We start from the raw sequence: 15249 nt of genomic DNA, 5'->3' as shown, positions 1-15249 counted from the left end.
ACTGCTCGGCGCATCAAGAGTAGCGGGGGCCAACTGAATTTAAGGCTAGGTACGGGGCAGTTCAAACTGTAGGAGCTTGCCTCGCGATCTTTTGATCTTGACCTGGCTCTTGATCAAAGAAGCCCCGTTAAACAACGCTGACAGAACGCAAGTTTACGCAGCACTGAACCGAGTGTGTTTAGACGCTAGCTGCGGGCGCAGTTCTAGTCGTTGGACAGGGGCAAGGGGATAAACGATCTGAGCGAGAAGGCTGCCTGAACCTCACAACCAAACCACTTTAGTGTTCAGCCTCACAAAACTCTCATGCTGGAACGAGATAAGCGACTACAGGATCAATAGTCGTGAAGGCTTGAAATATATGGTGTCCCAGGCGGGGTTCGAACCTGCAACCTTCCCCTTAGGAGGGTGTAAATTAATCTTTAATAATCATACAGTTACCTTGTATATCAGGCACTTAGCGTATGGTTGTATCCGGTTAAACTCACTGGTATTGTATTTTCTGCTGGTACACTGCTGGTACGAATATGAAAGCCAAGATCACTCAGAAGCTCATCAACAGCCTGACTCCTCAAGAGAAACACTTCCGGGTATTCGATACCGATCAGCCCGGTCTGTTTATTAGAGTGCAGCCAAGCGGGCACATGACTTACATGGTTTCGTGGGCGCGCAACCGTGAGCGCTCCCTGGGTCGCGTAGGAACCCTCACGTTAGCTCAGGCGAGATCGGAGGCTGCACGCTACCTGGCGGACGCGCATGAGCACGGCGAACCCTTGGCAGTCACGCGCGAGCGCCAAGGCGCTGCCACCCCTACCTTGCGCCAGTTCCTTAATGACGCCTATCTCGGCTGGTTCAAGGCCCACAACAAGGGGTATGAGAAAACAACACAAACCCTGGAAGCTAATTTCGCTTCAATCATGGATCAGCGCATGGACGCAATCACGGGCCGCGATCTGGAAAAGCTGCGAACCTCCTGGCTGACCATTGGGAATAAGCCTTCGACCGTCAATCGCAAGATGGGCGCTATCAGTGGCGTGTTCTCGCGCGCCGTTGATTGGGAATACCTTCCCTCCTCGCCACTGACCAAAATCAAACCTCTGAAAGTTGATAGCAAGGGGCTGGTCAGGTATCTGTCAAAAGAGGAATCTAAAAATCTCAGAAACGCACTTGAAGTTAGAGAGCATCGCGCCTGTCTTGAGCGCGATAGTGCAAATCAGTGGCGCGCAGAACGAAATAAAAAGCTTTTCCCAGATCTAAAAAAACTGGCATTCACTGACCATTTAAAACCGATGGTTATGGTGTCTCTCAATACTGGGATGCGGCGTGGGGAACTATTCGGTTTGACCTGGACAATGGTGAATTTCCAGACCAAAACAATAACAATAGGCGGTAACACTGCAAAAACCTCTGAGACTCGCCATATACCTATGAACGCTGAAGCCTTTAACACGCTGAAAGCTTGGAGAGAGCAAAGTAGAAAGTCAGACTTTGTATTCCCTGGCCTAGAAGGCGGCCGGATGGAAGACGTCAAAAGCGCATGGCTGAAATTACTGAAAGATGCTTGTGTCGTAGGTTTCAGATGGCACGACATGCGTCACGATTTCGCGTCACGACTTGTAATGGCAGGGGTTCCGCTTAACACCGTACGGGATTTGTTGGGTCACACCGACATCAAAATGACGTTACGCTATGCCCATTTAGCCCCTGATGTTAAGGCGGCAGCAGTGGAGCTGATAAGCTAAAATCACACAGGGGCGGGAATTGATTTTATACGCCTTATATCGCCTAGCCCTCCACGAAAAACCAGACCAAGATCAATAGTTGAAAACTCAGATGCCTCTTTGATTGAGTCTAGATATTTTCCGCATTTCTCCAAATCAAATCGCGGCCAATTCTTATAATAAGAATCAGACATCTGAACTCCTTCAAAAGGATCACTCGCGCCCCAAAAGTTATCTTTTGTCTTGTCTCCAATACTGAAAGGAACAATATTGAAAAACACAACAACTACATGAGCTTCTTCTGTGGAAAGCAGTGCGGGAGCTACTATTCCCATGCGTAGCAACCGGATAATTTCATTATCACTCCAGGTTAGATTGATCACACGCTGGAGAGTAATGGTTTTTTCATTCTCGAGCGGTCTGACGCACTCAGGCAAATCAAAAATCTCTGCCTGTATCGCCAGTGAAACGCTTCGCTCAATTACATCAGTCATCGACTGACGAAAGAAAATACTTGAGCGCTCTAAAGCAAACCGCATCGACGGTTTCATTCGTAGTGACAGCGTTTGGCTACGGCTGCGTTCGGGTTTTTTAGGCATGGGGCCTCCTAGCTGGATAGCCGCAAATTATCCGAAGGAATGCCAAAGGTCAATGCATGGCAGTACGTGCAATTCGTGTATTGACACGTAATGATACGCCAAATACAGTACATCCATCTGGCCAATTCAACCCAACAGCCAGAAGGAGAAGCTTATGTCTCAAACACAGCCGCAGGCCCCACAAGAACTAATCGCCCCGCTTGCCATAGGCATTGATAACGCTGCAATTGCAATCGGCGTAGCCCGGTCTGCCATGTACGCAATCGTGGCTCGCGGTGATATCGCTAGCTTTAAGGTCGGCCGCCGTCGCCTGATCCTCGCGAAAACCCTGGAGGCGTACATAAATCGAGTCGCAAAGGAGCAGTGCCGATGAGCAAGCAGCAGCGCGCCCTGGAGGCGCAAGCAATGGAGCTAGCGGCAAGTCATGGCTGCATTGCAGTTCGCAGCACCAAGCGGTTGCCTGTGAACGCTGGAGGCGGCTTTCAGGTGGTTGATGCAGAGACGTGCTTAGTAAGAGCCGGCCTACGCTTCGATTTGAGCGCAGAGCAAGTCATTAAATTCTTTGAGGGGTGTCCAATATGAGAGTAATTACCGGTAGAGCCTGTGTTGACGCAGAGCTTCTTAAAGGCGCAGGTCTATTTATAAAAACAGTCGCCGACTTGATTGAAGTCAATTTGACTGAGAAGGACTTCGAAGAGGGCAGGCCTTTTATGACTAATTTTCATTTGTCAGGGCTTATGGCCGGTTTGCAGATGATAAGCGACCAACTGTCTGAGCGAGGCGAGCATATTGAGGAGATGACCCAAGCAGCGCGGGAACGCTGCCAGGGTCGTGACACGCATCAGGAAGATAATGTCGGAGCGGAGTTTGGCACGCGCGGCGCTGACTGACAATCCTTTGAAACAGGCTAGAGGGGGTGATTTCAAATTACCCCTATATGCCTGACTGTGAGCTGCTGAATGGCGATAAGAAAAGACAAGGGGTTCAAGCCCAAGGCTAAGCCCTTCGCCATGATGCTTTGGGCTATGGGTCAGTCTACAGCATATCGATCGTTGAGCTTCACTGCTCGAGGTGTCTTGATGGAGCTGCACATGCAGTACAACGGGAATAATAACGGTGATTTATCTGCTACGCGAACCATGGCTAAAGAATGGGGCGTGAGCTCACCTAACATTCTGCAAAAGGCACTTGGCGATCTTCTTAAGCACGGGTGGATAATTCAAACCCGTACAAGCCTGTTTTCTAGACATGGCTCAAGATGCGCGCTATATGCGCTTTCTTGGTATGCCATAGATGAATGCCCGGGTAAAGAGCTTGAAGTGGCGCCGACCCGCACACCACCAAAAACTATACGAGACCTAATCGAATCAAGTTGATCCTGTATTGATTCAATACACATAGCGGTATTGAATCAATACACATAGAAATCTCTAAATTCCAGTTATGTCTGGTTTTATCCAATAAGAGGATGCATGAGTATCGATTCAGTACCACTAAATTGATTCGACCTGTATTGAATCAATACACCCTTATATATATATACCATACCAGCCTTCATTTCTTGGCAGCCACTCGCCTGCAAAGCAGATGTAGCCTGCACATAACATACAAGTCGCGGGCACCTGCTACTGGTGCACTAGATAAAGCCCAAGGGGGATCGTGCCAATTGTGACAAGCGGCATTGTTAAAGCACGGTTTGCTAACCGTTAGAGCACCGTTAGAGCACCAGTGCTAGACCGAAAGCGTAAACAGCCCCGCCTTGTGCAGACAGGCGTTAGATTTGGAGTTTCAGACAATTGCTTGCAGGCCCCGCAGCACAAGGGCTGTAGCCCTACTCAGCAATCAACCATAGGAGAGGATCAAAGAAGGCGAACACGACCACGTGTAGCACCCCGGCACGACATGCCCCCCGGCAGCAAATGCCCCTCCAACTAGTGGTACCGGCAGAACCCCAACAACAGCAGCAGCGCTCCACTGTGTTGCTTTCAACACACCGTGTAATTACCTACACAGTGGAATGCTTTTTAGGAGGTCAAGTGCATAAAGAAGACTACAGCCGCCCCAAGCATGAGCCATTCCCCCGGGACCTGGCGGCAATGATTGCCTGCAAGGCTTCGATCATGGCAGCGCGCTTTGAGGATCAAGCAATCCACTCGATGGTTCGAGACGCCCAGCGCGCCCTGGATCGTGGCGTCACCGTCAGCGATATCGCTCGCGACATGCAGCTACCGCCCGCGAATGCAAAAAAAACCAGAAAAACAGAAAAACAACAGAAAACTTGAACGAAATGTCACTCGGGAAGGGGGGAGGGTTGAATCTTTGAGCCCTTCTCAACCTAGACCGCGCCCTCAATCGTTTTTTCACACCCGCGAAATTAAAAAATCAGGAGCCGGACGGCAACACCTAGAACCAACCACATATTCAGCGGAGATTGATCGAAGACTTAGCGATAATTTATGTTTACGCCTGTGCATGTCGTGTGCTTTGATACTCGCACCAACGAAGGAATCAAACCCATGAAAGAGAAATTGACCGTAGGCCGCGAAGGCAAGAACCTGATGCCCTCCAAGGCAGACCAGCGTGCATACCTGAAGAAAATCCGCGATGCCGCTGACGGCGGTGACGTTATGGCGATGGCTGCAATCCTGGGCTTAGCCCGCCTTGACGATCTGCTGAAAACGCCCCCTTCACTATCTGCCAGCGGCTGGGTGGGGGATGCAAATGACCCAGGCGACCAGATCCGCGCCACCATCCGGGCAAATGACCCTAGCTCCAAGCAACTACCGGAAAACCAGTAATGAGCAGCCCCCGCGACTCCATCAAATCGGTGCGTGACTACGAGAAGTTTTTGCGCTCAAGGGGTTTCAGTTTGAGCGAGGCCAAGCGCCTTGCCGGGGCGTACAAAACGCTTGAGAACAACGGTGGTGCGGGAGTGATTGCGGGGCGCTAAGGCCGTCCAAAAGCTGTTTGCTGGCCCGCACCGGGTGATTACCAGTACGCAGCACGCCCAGGAATAACGACATTGGTTCGAGTCGCCGCAGAAAAATCGAGCCAGGCCATTGGGGTGTCAGCGGGACGTTGTGGCCTAAACCCCTTTTCGACGGATGTGCAGCGGCGAGAGGTCGCGAATCACCGGCACGCAGGCGGCGAGATGCCAACACCAGCACCGGTACGTCAAGCACCCATCAATTTCGAAAAGGGATACAACCATGGCTGTTGATAAGAAAGACGTAGAAGAATTGGCCGAAGAAATCGGCACCAAATTTGACCAGTTCAAAGCGAACCATGAGGAGCGCTACGATCTGATCGAGAAGGAATTGCTGTCGCTGACCCATCTCAAGCGCCCAGGTGGTGCAGGCAATGACAATGCCACCAACACAAAGGGCAAAGCTGCCTTGGGCGCGTACATCAAGTCCGGCGACGACAGCGGGCTAATTGAGCTGCAAGGTAAGTCCATGTCTACGGGCTCCGACCCTGACGGTGGTTTCGCTGTTCCTGAGTACCTAGACCGCGAGGTCGAGAACCTGGAACTGGAAGCCTCGGCCATCTTGCGCCTGGCCCGCACAGTGACCACTACCGGCCCGAGCTACAAGAAGATCACCAACCTGCGCGGCACCACCTCGGGCTGGGTTGGTGAGACTGACGAACGCCCGGAGACTGGCACACCCAAGCTGGCCAGCATCGAGATTCATGTGGGAGAGCTGTACGCCAACCCCAAGCTGACCCAGGGCATGATCGATGACGCCATGTTCGACGCCGAGGGGTTCATCACCACTGAAGTGGGCGAGGAGTTCTCTGATCAGTTGGCCACCGCTCTGTTCACTGGCAATGGCGTCAACAAGCCAAAGGGCATCTTGTCCAAGACCATCACTGCCGAACCAGACAGCGAGCGCGCATTCGGCAGCCTCCAGTTCGTGGAGACCGGTGCCGCCGCCATCACCTTCGACGATCTGAAGAACCTGAAAGCATCACTGCGCGCCAAGTACCGCACCGGCGCTGCCTGGATCATGAACGACACCACCGCCCTGGTGCTGAGCAAGATCAAGGACGCCGATGGTCGTTACATCTGGCGTGATGCGGTGACCGAAGGCGACCCAGACACGCTGCTGGGCTATCCGGTGGAGATCGACGAGAACGCCCCAGACATTGCACCAGGTGCTTACCCTGTTCTATTCGGCAACTTCATGCGCGGCTACTACATCGTCCGTCGCACTGCGCGCCGACTGTTGCGTGATCCGTACACCAGCAAGCCTTACGTCAACTTCTATACGACTGAACGCGTTGGTGGTGACGTGGTGAACAGCCAGTGCATCAAGCTGCTGAAGGTCAAGGCGGCGTAACAGAGAATCAGCGAGCTATAGCGGGAAGGGGGGAGGCAAAAGCTCAGCCCTCTTTTGCTCGGAAACCTCACCCTCCCGCATTCGTAGATTTTTTCCCCTTTAACAATATCCGTTAACTAATGCGTTAACTTTTACGTTAACTCATGACCGGATATCAGCAGGGGGATACCTCAAAAAAGCGGAGGTTCAGTCATGGCAGGCTCATTAGGCACACTGACACTTGACTTGATTGCAAAGATTGGTGGGTTTACAGCGCCGATGGATCAGGCTGGTAAAGCTGCAAAAAAAACATCGCGGGAAATGACAGACGCTGCAAAGGAAGCATCTCAGGCCTGGAGCGCTCTAGCTGGAGTCGCGGCCGGGGTGGTGGGCGCTCTTTCAGTTGGCAGTCTTTTCGGGAGATTCATTACTGAGACCAGGAACGCGGAGCAGGAACAGGCCCAGCTCGGGGCGGTGCTAAGGTCTACCGGTGAGTCTGCAGGATTTAACCGGGATCAATTGAACTCGCTGGCGGGGGCGCTGGAGAAGGCTACAACTTTTTCTGGCGGTGATATCAACCAAGCTCAAACCACACTGCTTGCCTTCACGGGCGTGGTGGGAAATCAGTTTAATCGTGCGTTGCAGTCCGCTGCCGATATGGCCACCCGGACTGGCGTCACAGTAAAAGCTGCGGCAGAGACGATTGGTCGCGCGCTGGATGTGCCATCTCAAGGCTTAACGTCTCTGAGTAAACAGGGTTTCCGGTTTACGGAAGAGCAAAAGAAAATGGCATTGGCCATGGAGTCTACCGGCGATGTTGCCGGGGCCCAGGGGATCATCCTCCAAGCCTTGGAAGAGTCTTATGGCGGTGCCGCAAAGGCGGCTCGTGAGACTTTTGGCGGTTCGCTTGATGCCCTACAGAACACCATATCCTCCCTGTTGACAGGTGATGGAAGCCTAGACACGGCTAGAAATGCCGTCGAAGCGCTAAACAAAACCCTTTCGTCGCCCGCGGCCAAAACTGCAGTTGAGGCGTTAGGCAATGCTGCTGTTGTTCTGGCGGCAGTCTTGGCGGGAAAATTGGCCGCTGCAACTGTGGCTGCGTCTTCAAAGTTTTTGCTTTTGGAGGCCCAGGCGATAGCCGCTCAAGCGGCAACGCTTAGATTGTCTGGCTCATCCGCTGCCGCGACTGCTGCAATTACGACAATGGGGGTTGCCGCTAGAGGCGCGTCTGCAGCTATGGCCCTTTTGGGCGGGCCTGTCGGGGTAGCGGTTGCCGCTGCCGCTGCGATCGGCTACTTCATGCTTAAAAGCGATGATGCGAAAGACAGTACGGAGGCTCTCGCCGATAAAGTTGACTGGCTTAATAAGTCTTTCGATGGGTTTACGAAAAACCAAGCAAGATCCGCTCTGCAGGATATAAACAGCGGGCTCATTGATGCCCAGCTTGCCGCAGTTGATGCGGAGACAGCAGTAAATCAATTCCAGCGATTACTTAAAGAGCATCCTGACGATTCGAGGGTTCAAGAGTGGAATCAAGGACTGATTACGCAGGCGGGGCTTCTGGATACCGCAAGACAAAAAGTTGAAGCGTTCTTCGGTCAGATCAAGCAGCTAAACGGAATTTTGGCAGCCCCCGAAGAACTTCCTGCCTCAAAAGTCTACACAGAGATGTCCAAGAAGATCCAAGAGCAGATCTTATTGGCAGGAAAAAGAACCGAAGCTGACAAGTTGGCAGCCAGAATCAAGGCCGGGCTAGTTGAGGGTCTGAAGGAAGGCGAGGGCGAACTGCTTATCGCTGATCAAAAGCGTGCAGATGCGGCCATCAAGGCGGCGGAAGCTACCAAAAAGGCCGATGACGCCGCTAAGGCTTCAGCCAAGTCAGCTGCCGAGGCTCTGAAAAAACGCGGCGTCGATGCCGAGGAAAATTACCGCCGGCAGATTGAGCTGATTGATGAAACGACTGGCAAGCAAAACAAAGCCAGTGAGGTGGCCAAGCTCGCTTTTGAGCTTGAATCGGGCAAGTTGAAGGGCGTCAGCGCTGACCGGCAAAAGGTTTTGAAAGGCCTAGCCGCAGAACTGGACGCCAAGATCAAGCTTCAGAAGCAAAACGAAAACGACATAAAGCTGGCTGCTTTTTCCGCGAACCTCAAAGACAGCAACACCATTGTGCGCCAGGGTTTCGAGATGGAGCTTTCCGGGACGGGTTCAGGAGATCGGCTCAAAGAGCGTCTCAAGGCTGATCTTGAAATCCAGCAGGACTATGCAAAACAGTCCTCCGAACTGTTCAAGCAGCTCAACGCAGGCGACATCAGCCAGAAACTGTACGACAAAGAAACTGAAATGCTCAGCGAAGCGCTTGCCGAGCGGATGGTGTTGCAACAGGACTATTACAACCAACTTGACGCCGCCCAGGGCAACTGGATGGACGGCATGGGTGATGCTTGGAACAACTATCTGGATCAAAGTCGAGACATTTCCGGTCAGACCAAGACTCTGTTCACTGAAGCGTTCTCAGGGATGAACGACGCGCTATACAACTTCGTAACCACTGGTAAGTTGTCTTTCTCTGATCTGACCGCAACCGCAGCTAGTTCAGTGTTGCGAATGCTGATTCAGTGGGGAACGGCACAGGTGGCTATGGCTGCGCTCAACGCCTTTACGTCGACCGCGGCCATTCCATTAGTCGGCCCTCTTGCAGCGCCTGCTGCTGCCGCGTCTGCAATGGGTTCGGCTGGCAACTTTATGAGCATGATCAGTTCGGTTGCTGGTATGGCGCACGATGGCATTGATTCTATTCCCGAGGACGGTACGTGGTACCTCCAAAAGGGTGAACGAGTTACAACCGCTGAGACCAGTGCAAAGCTGGACCGCACCCTTGATCAGGTCGCTCAAAAAGGCGGCGCGGGCGGGAACAACATTTCCATTCACAACTATGTAGGCGCCCAAGTTGAGACGCGCCAGGAAGGCGACCAACTGAGAGTCCTGATTAAAGAAACCAAACGCGCGATCGCCGGAGATCTTGCCAGAGGCAATGGGGAAATCACCCGGGCGCTTACAAGTGGCTACGGACTGCGGAGGACCCCTCGATGAGCGATGATGTACATCTAGATATTATCGATGTTAACAGTGACGGCACACACTGGAAGATTACCAACGATATGAGCGAGGCACTTGACGTTGAATTCCACACGGCCTCAGGAACCCGAGTGGTAATGCGTATGCCAATTGGTGGCAAGGCCGAATTCTTTCCCGCAACTCCAGAAGATGCAAACTTGCTTGCTCGCAAGGTTAAGGGTGAGACCAGGTTAAGATTGATTAAGGTCCGATAATCTCGCCCGACTACAAGTAAAAAAAGGCCCCTCCTGATTGATTCAGTGCGGGGCCTTTTTTTGTGCTGATGCTGGTACGCTGCTGGTACGCCAATTCTGACTTGTGTAAAGAAGTGCGTAAAAGCCTTGATTTATATGGTGTCCCAGGCGGGGTTCGAACCTGCAACCTTCCCCTTAGGAGGGGGATGCTCTATCCAATTGAGCTACTGAGACAAACTGTGTACGCCACACGCTGGTGGCGTGACGCAGAGGACGGCGTGCATGGTAACGGGCATGCCTTTGTTTGTCATGTCGTCCGTGGGCTTTTTACGTGTCAGGGCAAGCGCTACAGGTTGGCGCTGTTGTGAGTCTGGGAGTGCCATTTTTCAGTGGAGCTATACAGCCCTTGCGCGAGCCCGGCTTGCCAGCGATGTGGACGATCTGGCTTATGACTCGGCATTAGCTACAAACCTCAGGGTCGCACCCTTCGGCAGCGCTTAAGCGTTGTTCCTTCTAACGACAAAAGTCGTATACAAGTTGTCACATAACGGTGCGCTTTTTTGTGCGCCTCCGGTTCTGTGCATCAAAAAGTAACAGTAATCCAGAACCGCACATTTCTCACCCATTCGGGTGTGTTGGTCGCGAAGTAAATTTCATTTTTTATCACACCCATAAAAAAGTTTTATTTTTCAGTCTGTTAACAAAAATAGAGCACGCCCACAAATACGCGCACGGCTTAAGATCTTTTGGCTGGCATGAATATCGCTATCTAGAACGCGACACTTGTATACAAAACCATAAAAAACTAGGTACAGATTGTTTCGTAGCCTGCACCCTAAATGCAGGCGTGCCGCGGATTTCATAACCAGTGATTCCGGCCTGTCGTGACGAAGATTTGTCGAGCACATGCTCATGAACAGTCATCACGCGGGCCCGGCGTCAGGAGCTTGCCCAGCATGCGTACAAGACTCTCCAGCACTATGGCTCTGGATTTACCTTCTTCTGTTGCCTCTCCCCAATCACTGGTGGACGGCTCTCCAACGGCGCTGGGTCTCAGCCCTCGCCTGCACAACAATGATTTAGCACCGACTAAGACCGAAGGTCGACGATGGGGCCGCTACAGCATTTTTGCGCTGTGGACCAACGACGTGCACAACATCGCCAATTATTCGTTTGCCATGGGCTTGTATGCGCTGGGGCTCAATGGTTGGCAGATTCTGCTGTCGCTTGGGATCGGGGCTGCGCTGGTGTTTATTTTCATGAATCTGTCCGGCTATATGGGCCAGCGAACCGGTGTGCCGTTCCCGGTGATCAGCCGTATCAGTTTCGGCATTCACGGAGCGCAGATTCCGGCATTGATACGCGCGGTTATCGCGATTGCTTGGTTCGGGATTCAAACGTATCTGGCTTCGGTGGTTCTGCGCGTGTTGTTGATCGCCGTCCATCCCGGCTTTGCGGCGCATGACCATGACTCAATACTGGGTCTTTCAAGTCTGGGCTGGGTAAGTTTTGTGGCGATCTGGTTCCTGCAGTTGGCGATTCTTGCATATGGCATGGAAATGGTTCGACGCTATGAAGGATTCGCCGGGCCGGTGATTTTGCTGACTGTGATCAGTCTTGCTGCATGGATGTACTTTCAGGCTAACGGCACGATTGCTTGGTCTAATCGCGAGCCTTTGAGCACAGCCGAAGTGTGGCGCAATGTGTTTGCCGGTGGCGCGTTGTGGCTGGCAATTTATGGCACGCTGATTCTGAATTTCAGCGACTTTTCCCGCTCCTCGCCGTGCTGCAAAACAATCAAGATCGGCAATTTCTGGGGTTTGCCGGTGAATATTCTGGTGTTCGCTGGGATAACGGTCCTGCTGTGCGGGGCGCAGTTTCAAATCAACGGGCAGATTATCGAAAGCCCAACACAGATCATTGCCTCCATTCCGAACACCTTCTTTTTAGTACTCGGGTGTCTGGCGTTTCTAATTGTGACGGTGGCGGTGAACATCATGGCCAACTTCGTCGCTCCGGCCTTTGTGCTGAGTAATTTAGCGCCCAAGCACCTTACGTTCCGCCGAGCTGGGCTGATCAGTGCAACTATTGCGGTGCTGATTTTGCCGTGGAATCTCTATAACAGCCCGCTGGTGATTGTGTATTTCCTGTCCGGCTTGGGTGCCCTGCTAGGCCCGCTGTTCGGGGTAATCATGGTTGATTACTGGTTTGTGCGAAAAGGCCAGATCGATGTGCCGGCACTGTATAGCGAAGACCCTAATGGCGCTTATTTCTACTCGCGCGGAGTCAATTTGCGCGCTGTTGCGGCGTTTATTCCCGCAGCGCTGATCGCAATTGTTCTGGCGCTGGTGCCGGGCTTTCATGCTATCTCACCGTTTTCGTGGCTGATTGGTGCGGGTATCGCGGCACTGCTGTACCTGATTTTCGCCAAGCGCCAGGCGTATTACGCCAGCGTCAGCGGCGAGTCGATTGCCGTCGATAACGTGAGCCACTGATTTCCCGGCGGCCTGCCTAAGCCGGGCCGCATTACTGTCTTATTGCTTTAGGAGCTTGCATGCGAATTCTTGTGGTCAACGTCAATACAACTGACAGCATCACCCAGGCCATTGCTCGACAAGCGCAGGCCGCCGCCGCGCCCGGCACCGAAATTATTGGGCTGACGCCCGACTTCGGGGCTGATTCGGTTGAAGGTAATTTTGAGAGTTATTTGGCCGCTATCGCGGTGATGGATAAGGTCATGTCCTACGACCAGCCGTTCGATGCGGTGATTCAGGCCGGCTACGGCGAGCATGGGCGCGAGGGTTTGCAAGAGCTGCTAAACGTACCCGTGGTGGACATCACTGATGCGGCGGCAAGCACCGCGATGTTTTTGGGGCGTTCGTATTCGGTGGTGACGACATTGGATCGCACCGTGCCGCTGATCGAGGACCGCCTGCGGCTGTCGGGGTTATGGGATCGCTGCGCGTCGGTGCGGGCCAGTGGTCTGGCGGTGCTGGAACTGGAAGCGTCACCCCAACGTGCGCTTGAGGCCATTGTGCGGCAAGCCGAGCTGGCAGTGAGTGAGGACCGGGCTGAAGTGATTTGCCTGGGGTGCGGCGGAATGGCCGGACTCGATGAGCAGATTCGTCAGCGCACCGGGGTGCCGGTGATTGATGGCGTCAGCGCCGCAGTGACCATTGCTGAGTCGTTGGTGCGCCTAGGGTTGTCGACATCCAAGGTGCGTACGTATGCAACGCCACGGCCCAAGGCAATTAGCGGCTGGGCAGCCAAGTTTGCGCGGTAGTCTGTTCTATTTCCCGCAGGTTGCGATCTTTTAAACAGTAAAGGCCGCAGCCTGCGGCACCTCCTCCGACAGGGCTATTGACTGCCCTACCCGCCTGGGTTTTCCAGCATCGTGCATTTTGCACTAAGCCAAAAAGCCATCATTGCAATTTGCAAGAAAAAAACCCCGCATCAACTACTTAAGTTATTGATTTATATAGTTTTTTACTTTAAAAGAACTGGCACGATGCCTGCTCTATTTACCGTATGAACTTAATAACTCAACAGGGGCGACTGCGATGAACAGCACACTTTTACTGTTGAATGCTCTCGCCCTCGCGGTTTTGGCAGGCTTTCACTATCTCTCTGAGCCCGTCACCGCCGAACAGAGTGTTGAGGTCGCCAGCACATACGCCAAACCCTTAAAGCCACTGCCACAGCTGGCAGTCATGACTCGCGCCAGCAGGGTTATACCGGCCGAGCGCACTGCCACTGCCAGCGATAGCACTCAGGGCGATCACTGGGTCTTTTAAAGAGAGTCTGAATGACATGCCGAAAATTGCTTTCGTTTTGCTGATGATGGCTTTACTGAGCCTAGCCCTTGATGTGTTCACTCAAGGCGAGTTCGGTAACGCACCGTTGATTGCGGCAGCGGTGTTGTTCACAGGCTGGCTGATTGCCTTGGTGCTTGGCCGCCGAATCAAGTTTGACCCGCAGTTACGCTGAGGCTGCAACCACAGCACCGGCACCTGCATCGATTAGCGCTAGAAAGCCTTGCACGCCTATCGCCAATGCGGCCGAGTTATCGAGCATCTGCACCCCCTCTGCACGCAACGCATCGACTGAATCAAGAAACAGTTCATTGCGCGCAAGCCTCGCGCGGACCTCGACTGGAGTTTCTCGCCCACGCGCCTGCAAGCGCTGCTGCAATACGTGAGTATCCACACGCAACATGATCGCCAACAAATCTGGGTAACGTTCGCGCGCTTGATTCAGGTGACCTCTTGAGCCGTTAACCAGTACATTACGCCCGGCCTTGAGCCAATCATCGAGCTGCACCGTAATACCGTACGCAAGGCCATTGGCTTGCCAGTCCAAGGCAAAGGCACCTTGTGCCTTGAGCGACTCAAAGGCCTCGCGAGACACGCCCACGGCATCTTCACCCACCGCTTCGGCAGAGCGGGTGATAACTCGGCGCATGACCTCACACCGGCGCCCCCCCAGATGAGGGCGTACCGCTTCGATCAGGCTGTCTTTGCCTGAACCTGATGGCCCCATCAAATAGATCAACTTGCCTGGCACTCTGTGGATCTCCCGGAATGCAAAAAACAAACTCACCGCAAGGGCAAATATCAGATAAAAGATGTGCTAATAAGCATTCAAGGCACTCAATGATGGCCTTTACACATAACCGTTCCTTCTCGAACAGTAGATACCCTGTAAACTACGCAGGCTGATGCACATTTTTGACAATCGATGCTGGCGTATAGCCTTTATCCGGTTCAATATTTGTCACAGAATTGACGCCAGGGAAGTGGCAGATTTGAGGCATGATGCGCGCCTCTTCGCAATTCAGGTTGAACATTTGGTCACAAGGCTGGTCTTAAACCACATCTTGCGGCCAATTTCCGAGAACCGCTCCCCTGAACTAACCGGTTGACTATAATGCGCCCATTGAAACAGGCAATTTACTCAAGCCGTACGGCTGACAAGTTCGTCGTACGCCTGCCAGACGGAATGCGCGAACGCATTGCCGAAGTGGCTCGCAATCATCATCGCAGCATGAACTCAGAAATCATTGCTCGACTGGAACAAAGCCTCATACAAGAAGGCGCGCTGGGTGAAGAACTCACCATGCGCCTAGACAGCCCTGAGCTTTCACTGAACGAACGCGAATTGCTGCAACGCTTCCGCCAGCTCTCACACCGCCAACAAAACGCTCTGGTTTCTCTTATTGCTCACGATGTTGAAGTAACATCCGACGCCTCTTGATTTAAATGTCTAGTCCTGAAATAGGTTTACACCTGTTTCAGTCTAAAAA

General features: G+C 52.9%; 16 protein-coding genes and 1 tRNA gene. 14 read left to right on the top strand and 3 right to left on the bottom strand.

What is annotated here, in order from left to right; genetic code table 11:
- Window positions 1–524: 524 nt before the first annotated feature.
- The gene (locus B347_RS0118050) at window positions 525–1739 is read left to right on the top strand and encodes a site-specific integrase (protein ID WP_019411098.1); all 1215 of its coding nucleotides are present in this window, start codon (window positions 525–527) and stop codon (window positions 1737–1739) included.
- 2 nt (window positions 1740–1741) lie between these two features.
- Here the strand turns inward: B347_RS0118050 and B347_RS0118045 are convergent, their stop codons facing one another.
- Window positions 1742–2317 (bottom strand): hypothetical protein, encoded by a 576-nt coding sequence (locus tag B347_RS0118045; RefSeq protein ID WP_033387940.1) that lies wholly within the window; start codon window positions 2315–2317, stop codon window positions 1742–1744.
- Between the two features lie 369 nt (window positions 2318–2686).
- Between B347_RS0118045 and B347_RS0118035 the strand changes: the two genes are divergently transcribed.
- The 8 genes from B347_RS0118035 to B347_RS0117995 all read left to right on the top strand — a co-directional run bounded on the left by B347_RS0118035 (window position 2687) and on the right by B347_RS0117995 (window position 9968).
- A complete protein-coding gene (locus tag B347_RS0118035) occupies window positions 2687–2899 on the top strand; it encodes a hypothetical protein (RefSeq protein WP_019411095.1) in 213 nt (70 codons plus the stop codon).
- Window positions 2896–3207, top strand: a complete 312-nt coding sequence (locus B347_RS0118030; RefSeq protein ID WP_019411094.1) for a hypothetical protein — start codon at window positions 2896–2898, stop codon at window positions 3205–3207. The genes B347_RS0118035 and B347_RS0118030 overlap by 4 nt, the downstream gene beginning before the upstream one ends.
- 1146 nt (window positions 3208–4353) lie before the next feature.
- Window positions 4354–4599: a hypothetical protein gene (locus B347_RS0118020; protein ID WP_019411092.1), complete on the top strand. Its 246-nt coding sequence runs from the start codon at window positions 4354–4356 to the stop codon at window positions 4597–4599.
- A gap of 234 nt (window positions 4600–4833) precedes the next feature.
- Window positions 4834–5115, top strand: a complete 282-nt coding sequence (locus B347_RS0118015; RefSeq protein ID WP_019411091.1) for a hypothetical protein — start codon at window positions 4834–4836, stop codon at window positions 5113–5115.
- Complete coding sequence (locus tag B347_RS26615; RefSeq protein ID WP_019411090.1) at window positions 5115–5267, top strand: hypothetical protein; 153 nt, start codon at window positions 5115–5117, stop codon at window positions 5265–5267. Before B347_RS0118015 ends, B347_RS26615 begins: the two co-directional genes overlap by 1 nt.
- A 259-nt stretch (window positions 5268–5526) precedes the next feature.
- Entirely contained in the window at window positions 5527–6657 is a 1131-nt protein-coding gene (locus B347_RS0118005; protein WP_019411089.1) for a phage major capsid protein, read from the top strand.
- A gap of 192 nt (window positions 6658–6849) precedes the next feature.
- Window positions 6850–9729, top strand: coding sequence for a phage tail tape measure protein (locus tag B347_RS0118000; protein WP_019411088.1), 2880 nt, complete (start codon window positions 6850–6852; stop codon window positions 9727–9729).
- Window positions 9726–9968, top strand: a complete 243-nt coding sequence (locus B347_RS0117995; protein ID WP_019411087.1) for a hypothetical protein — start codon at window positions 9726–9728, stop codon at window positions 9966–9968. Before B347_RS0118000 ends, B347_RS0117995 begins: the two co-directional genes overlap by 4 nt.
- 136 nt (window positions 9969–10104) lie before the next feature.
- Here the strand turns inward: B347_RS0117995 and B347_RS0117990 are convergent.
- Window positions 10105–10181 (bottom strand) — tRNA-Arg (locus B347_RS0117990).
- Window positions 10182–10903: 722 nt separating this feature from the next.
- Here B347_RS0117990 and B347_RS0117985 point away from each other — a divergent pair.
- From B347_RS0117985 to B347_RS26735, 4 genes are all read left to right on the top strand, one after another.
- Window positions 10904–12442, top strand: a complete 1539-nt coding sequence (locus B347_RS0117985; protein WP_026014269.1) for an NCS1 family nucleobase:cation symporter-1 — start codon at window positions 10904–10906, stop codon at window positions 12440–12442.
- A 59-nt stretch (window positions 12443–12501) separates the two neighbouring features.
- Entirely contained in the window at window positions 12502–13230 is a 729-nt protein-coding gene (locus B347_RS0117980) for an aspartate/glutamate racemase family protein (RefSeq protein WP_019411085.1), read from the top strand.
- Window positions 13231–13507: 277 nt separating this feature from the next.
- Window positions 13508–13741, top strand: coding sequence for a hypothetical protein (locus tag B347_RS0117975; protein WP_019411084.1), 234 nt, complete (start codon window positions 13508–13510; stop codon window positions 13739–13741).
- A 16-nt stretch (window positions 13742–13757) separates the two neighbouring features.
- Window positions 13758–13934, top strand: coding sequence for a PA3371 family protein (locus B347_RS26735; RefSeq protein ID WP_019411083.1), 177 nt, complete (start codon window positions 13758–13760; stop codon window positions 13932–13934).
- On the opposite strand, the gene phnN is transcribed toward B347_RS26735, so the two are convergent.
- A complete protein-coding gene (gene phnN, locus B347_RS0117965; RefSeq protein WP_019411082.1) occupies window positions 13926–14510 on the bottom strand; it encodes a phosphonate metabolism protein/1,5-bisphosphokinase (PRPP-forming) PhnN in 585 nt (194 codons plus the stop codon). The two genes, B347_RS26735 and phnN, sit on opposite strands and share 9 nt — an antisense overlap.
- Before the next feature lie 363 nt (window positions 14511–14873).
- On the opposite strand from phnN, the gene B347_RS0117955 reads away from it, so the two are divergent.
- Complete coding sequence (locus tag B347_RS0117955; RefSeq protein WP_019411080.1) at window positions 14874–15200, top strand: Arc family DNA-binding protein; 327 nt, start codon at window positions 14874–14876, stop codon at window positions 15198–15200.
- The last annotated feature ends 49 nt before the right edge of the window (window positions 15201–15249 follow it).

The organism is Pseudomonas psychrophila HA-4, from assembly GCF_000282975.1.
In the GTDB taxonomy this organism is placed as follows: domain Bacteria; phylum Pseudomonadota; class Gammaproteobacteria; order Pseudomonadales; family Pseudomonadaceae; genus Aquipseudomonas; species Aquipseudomonas psychrophila_A.
This window is presented reverse-complemented; position numbering and strand designations above follow the sequence as displayed.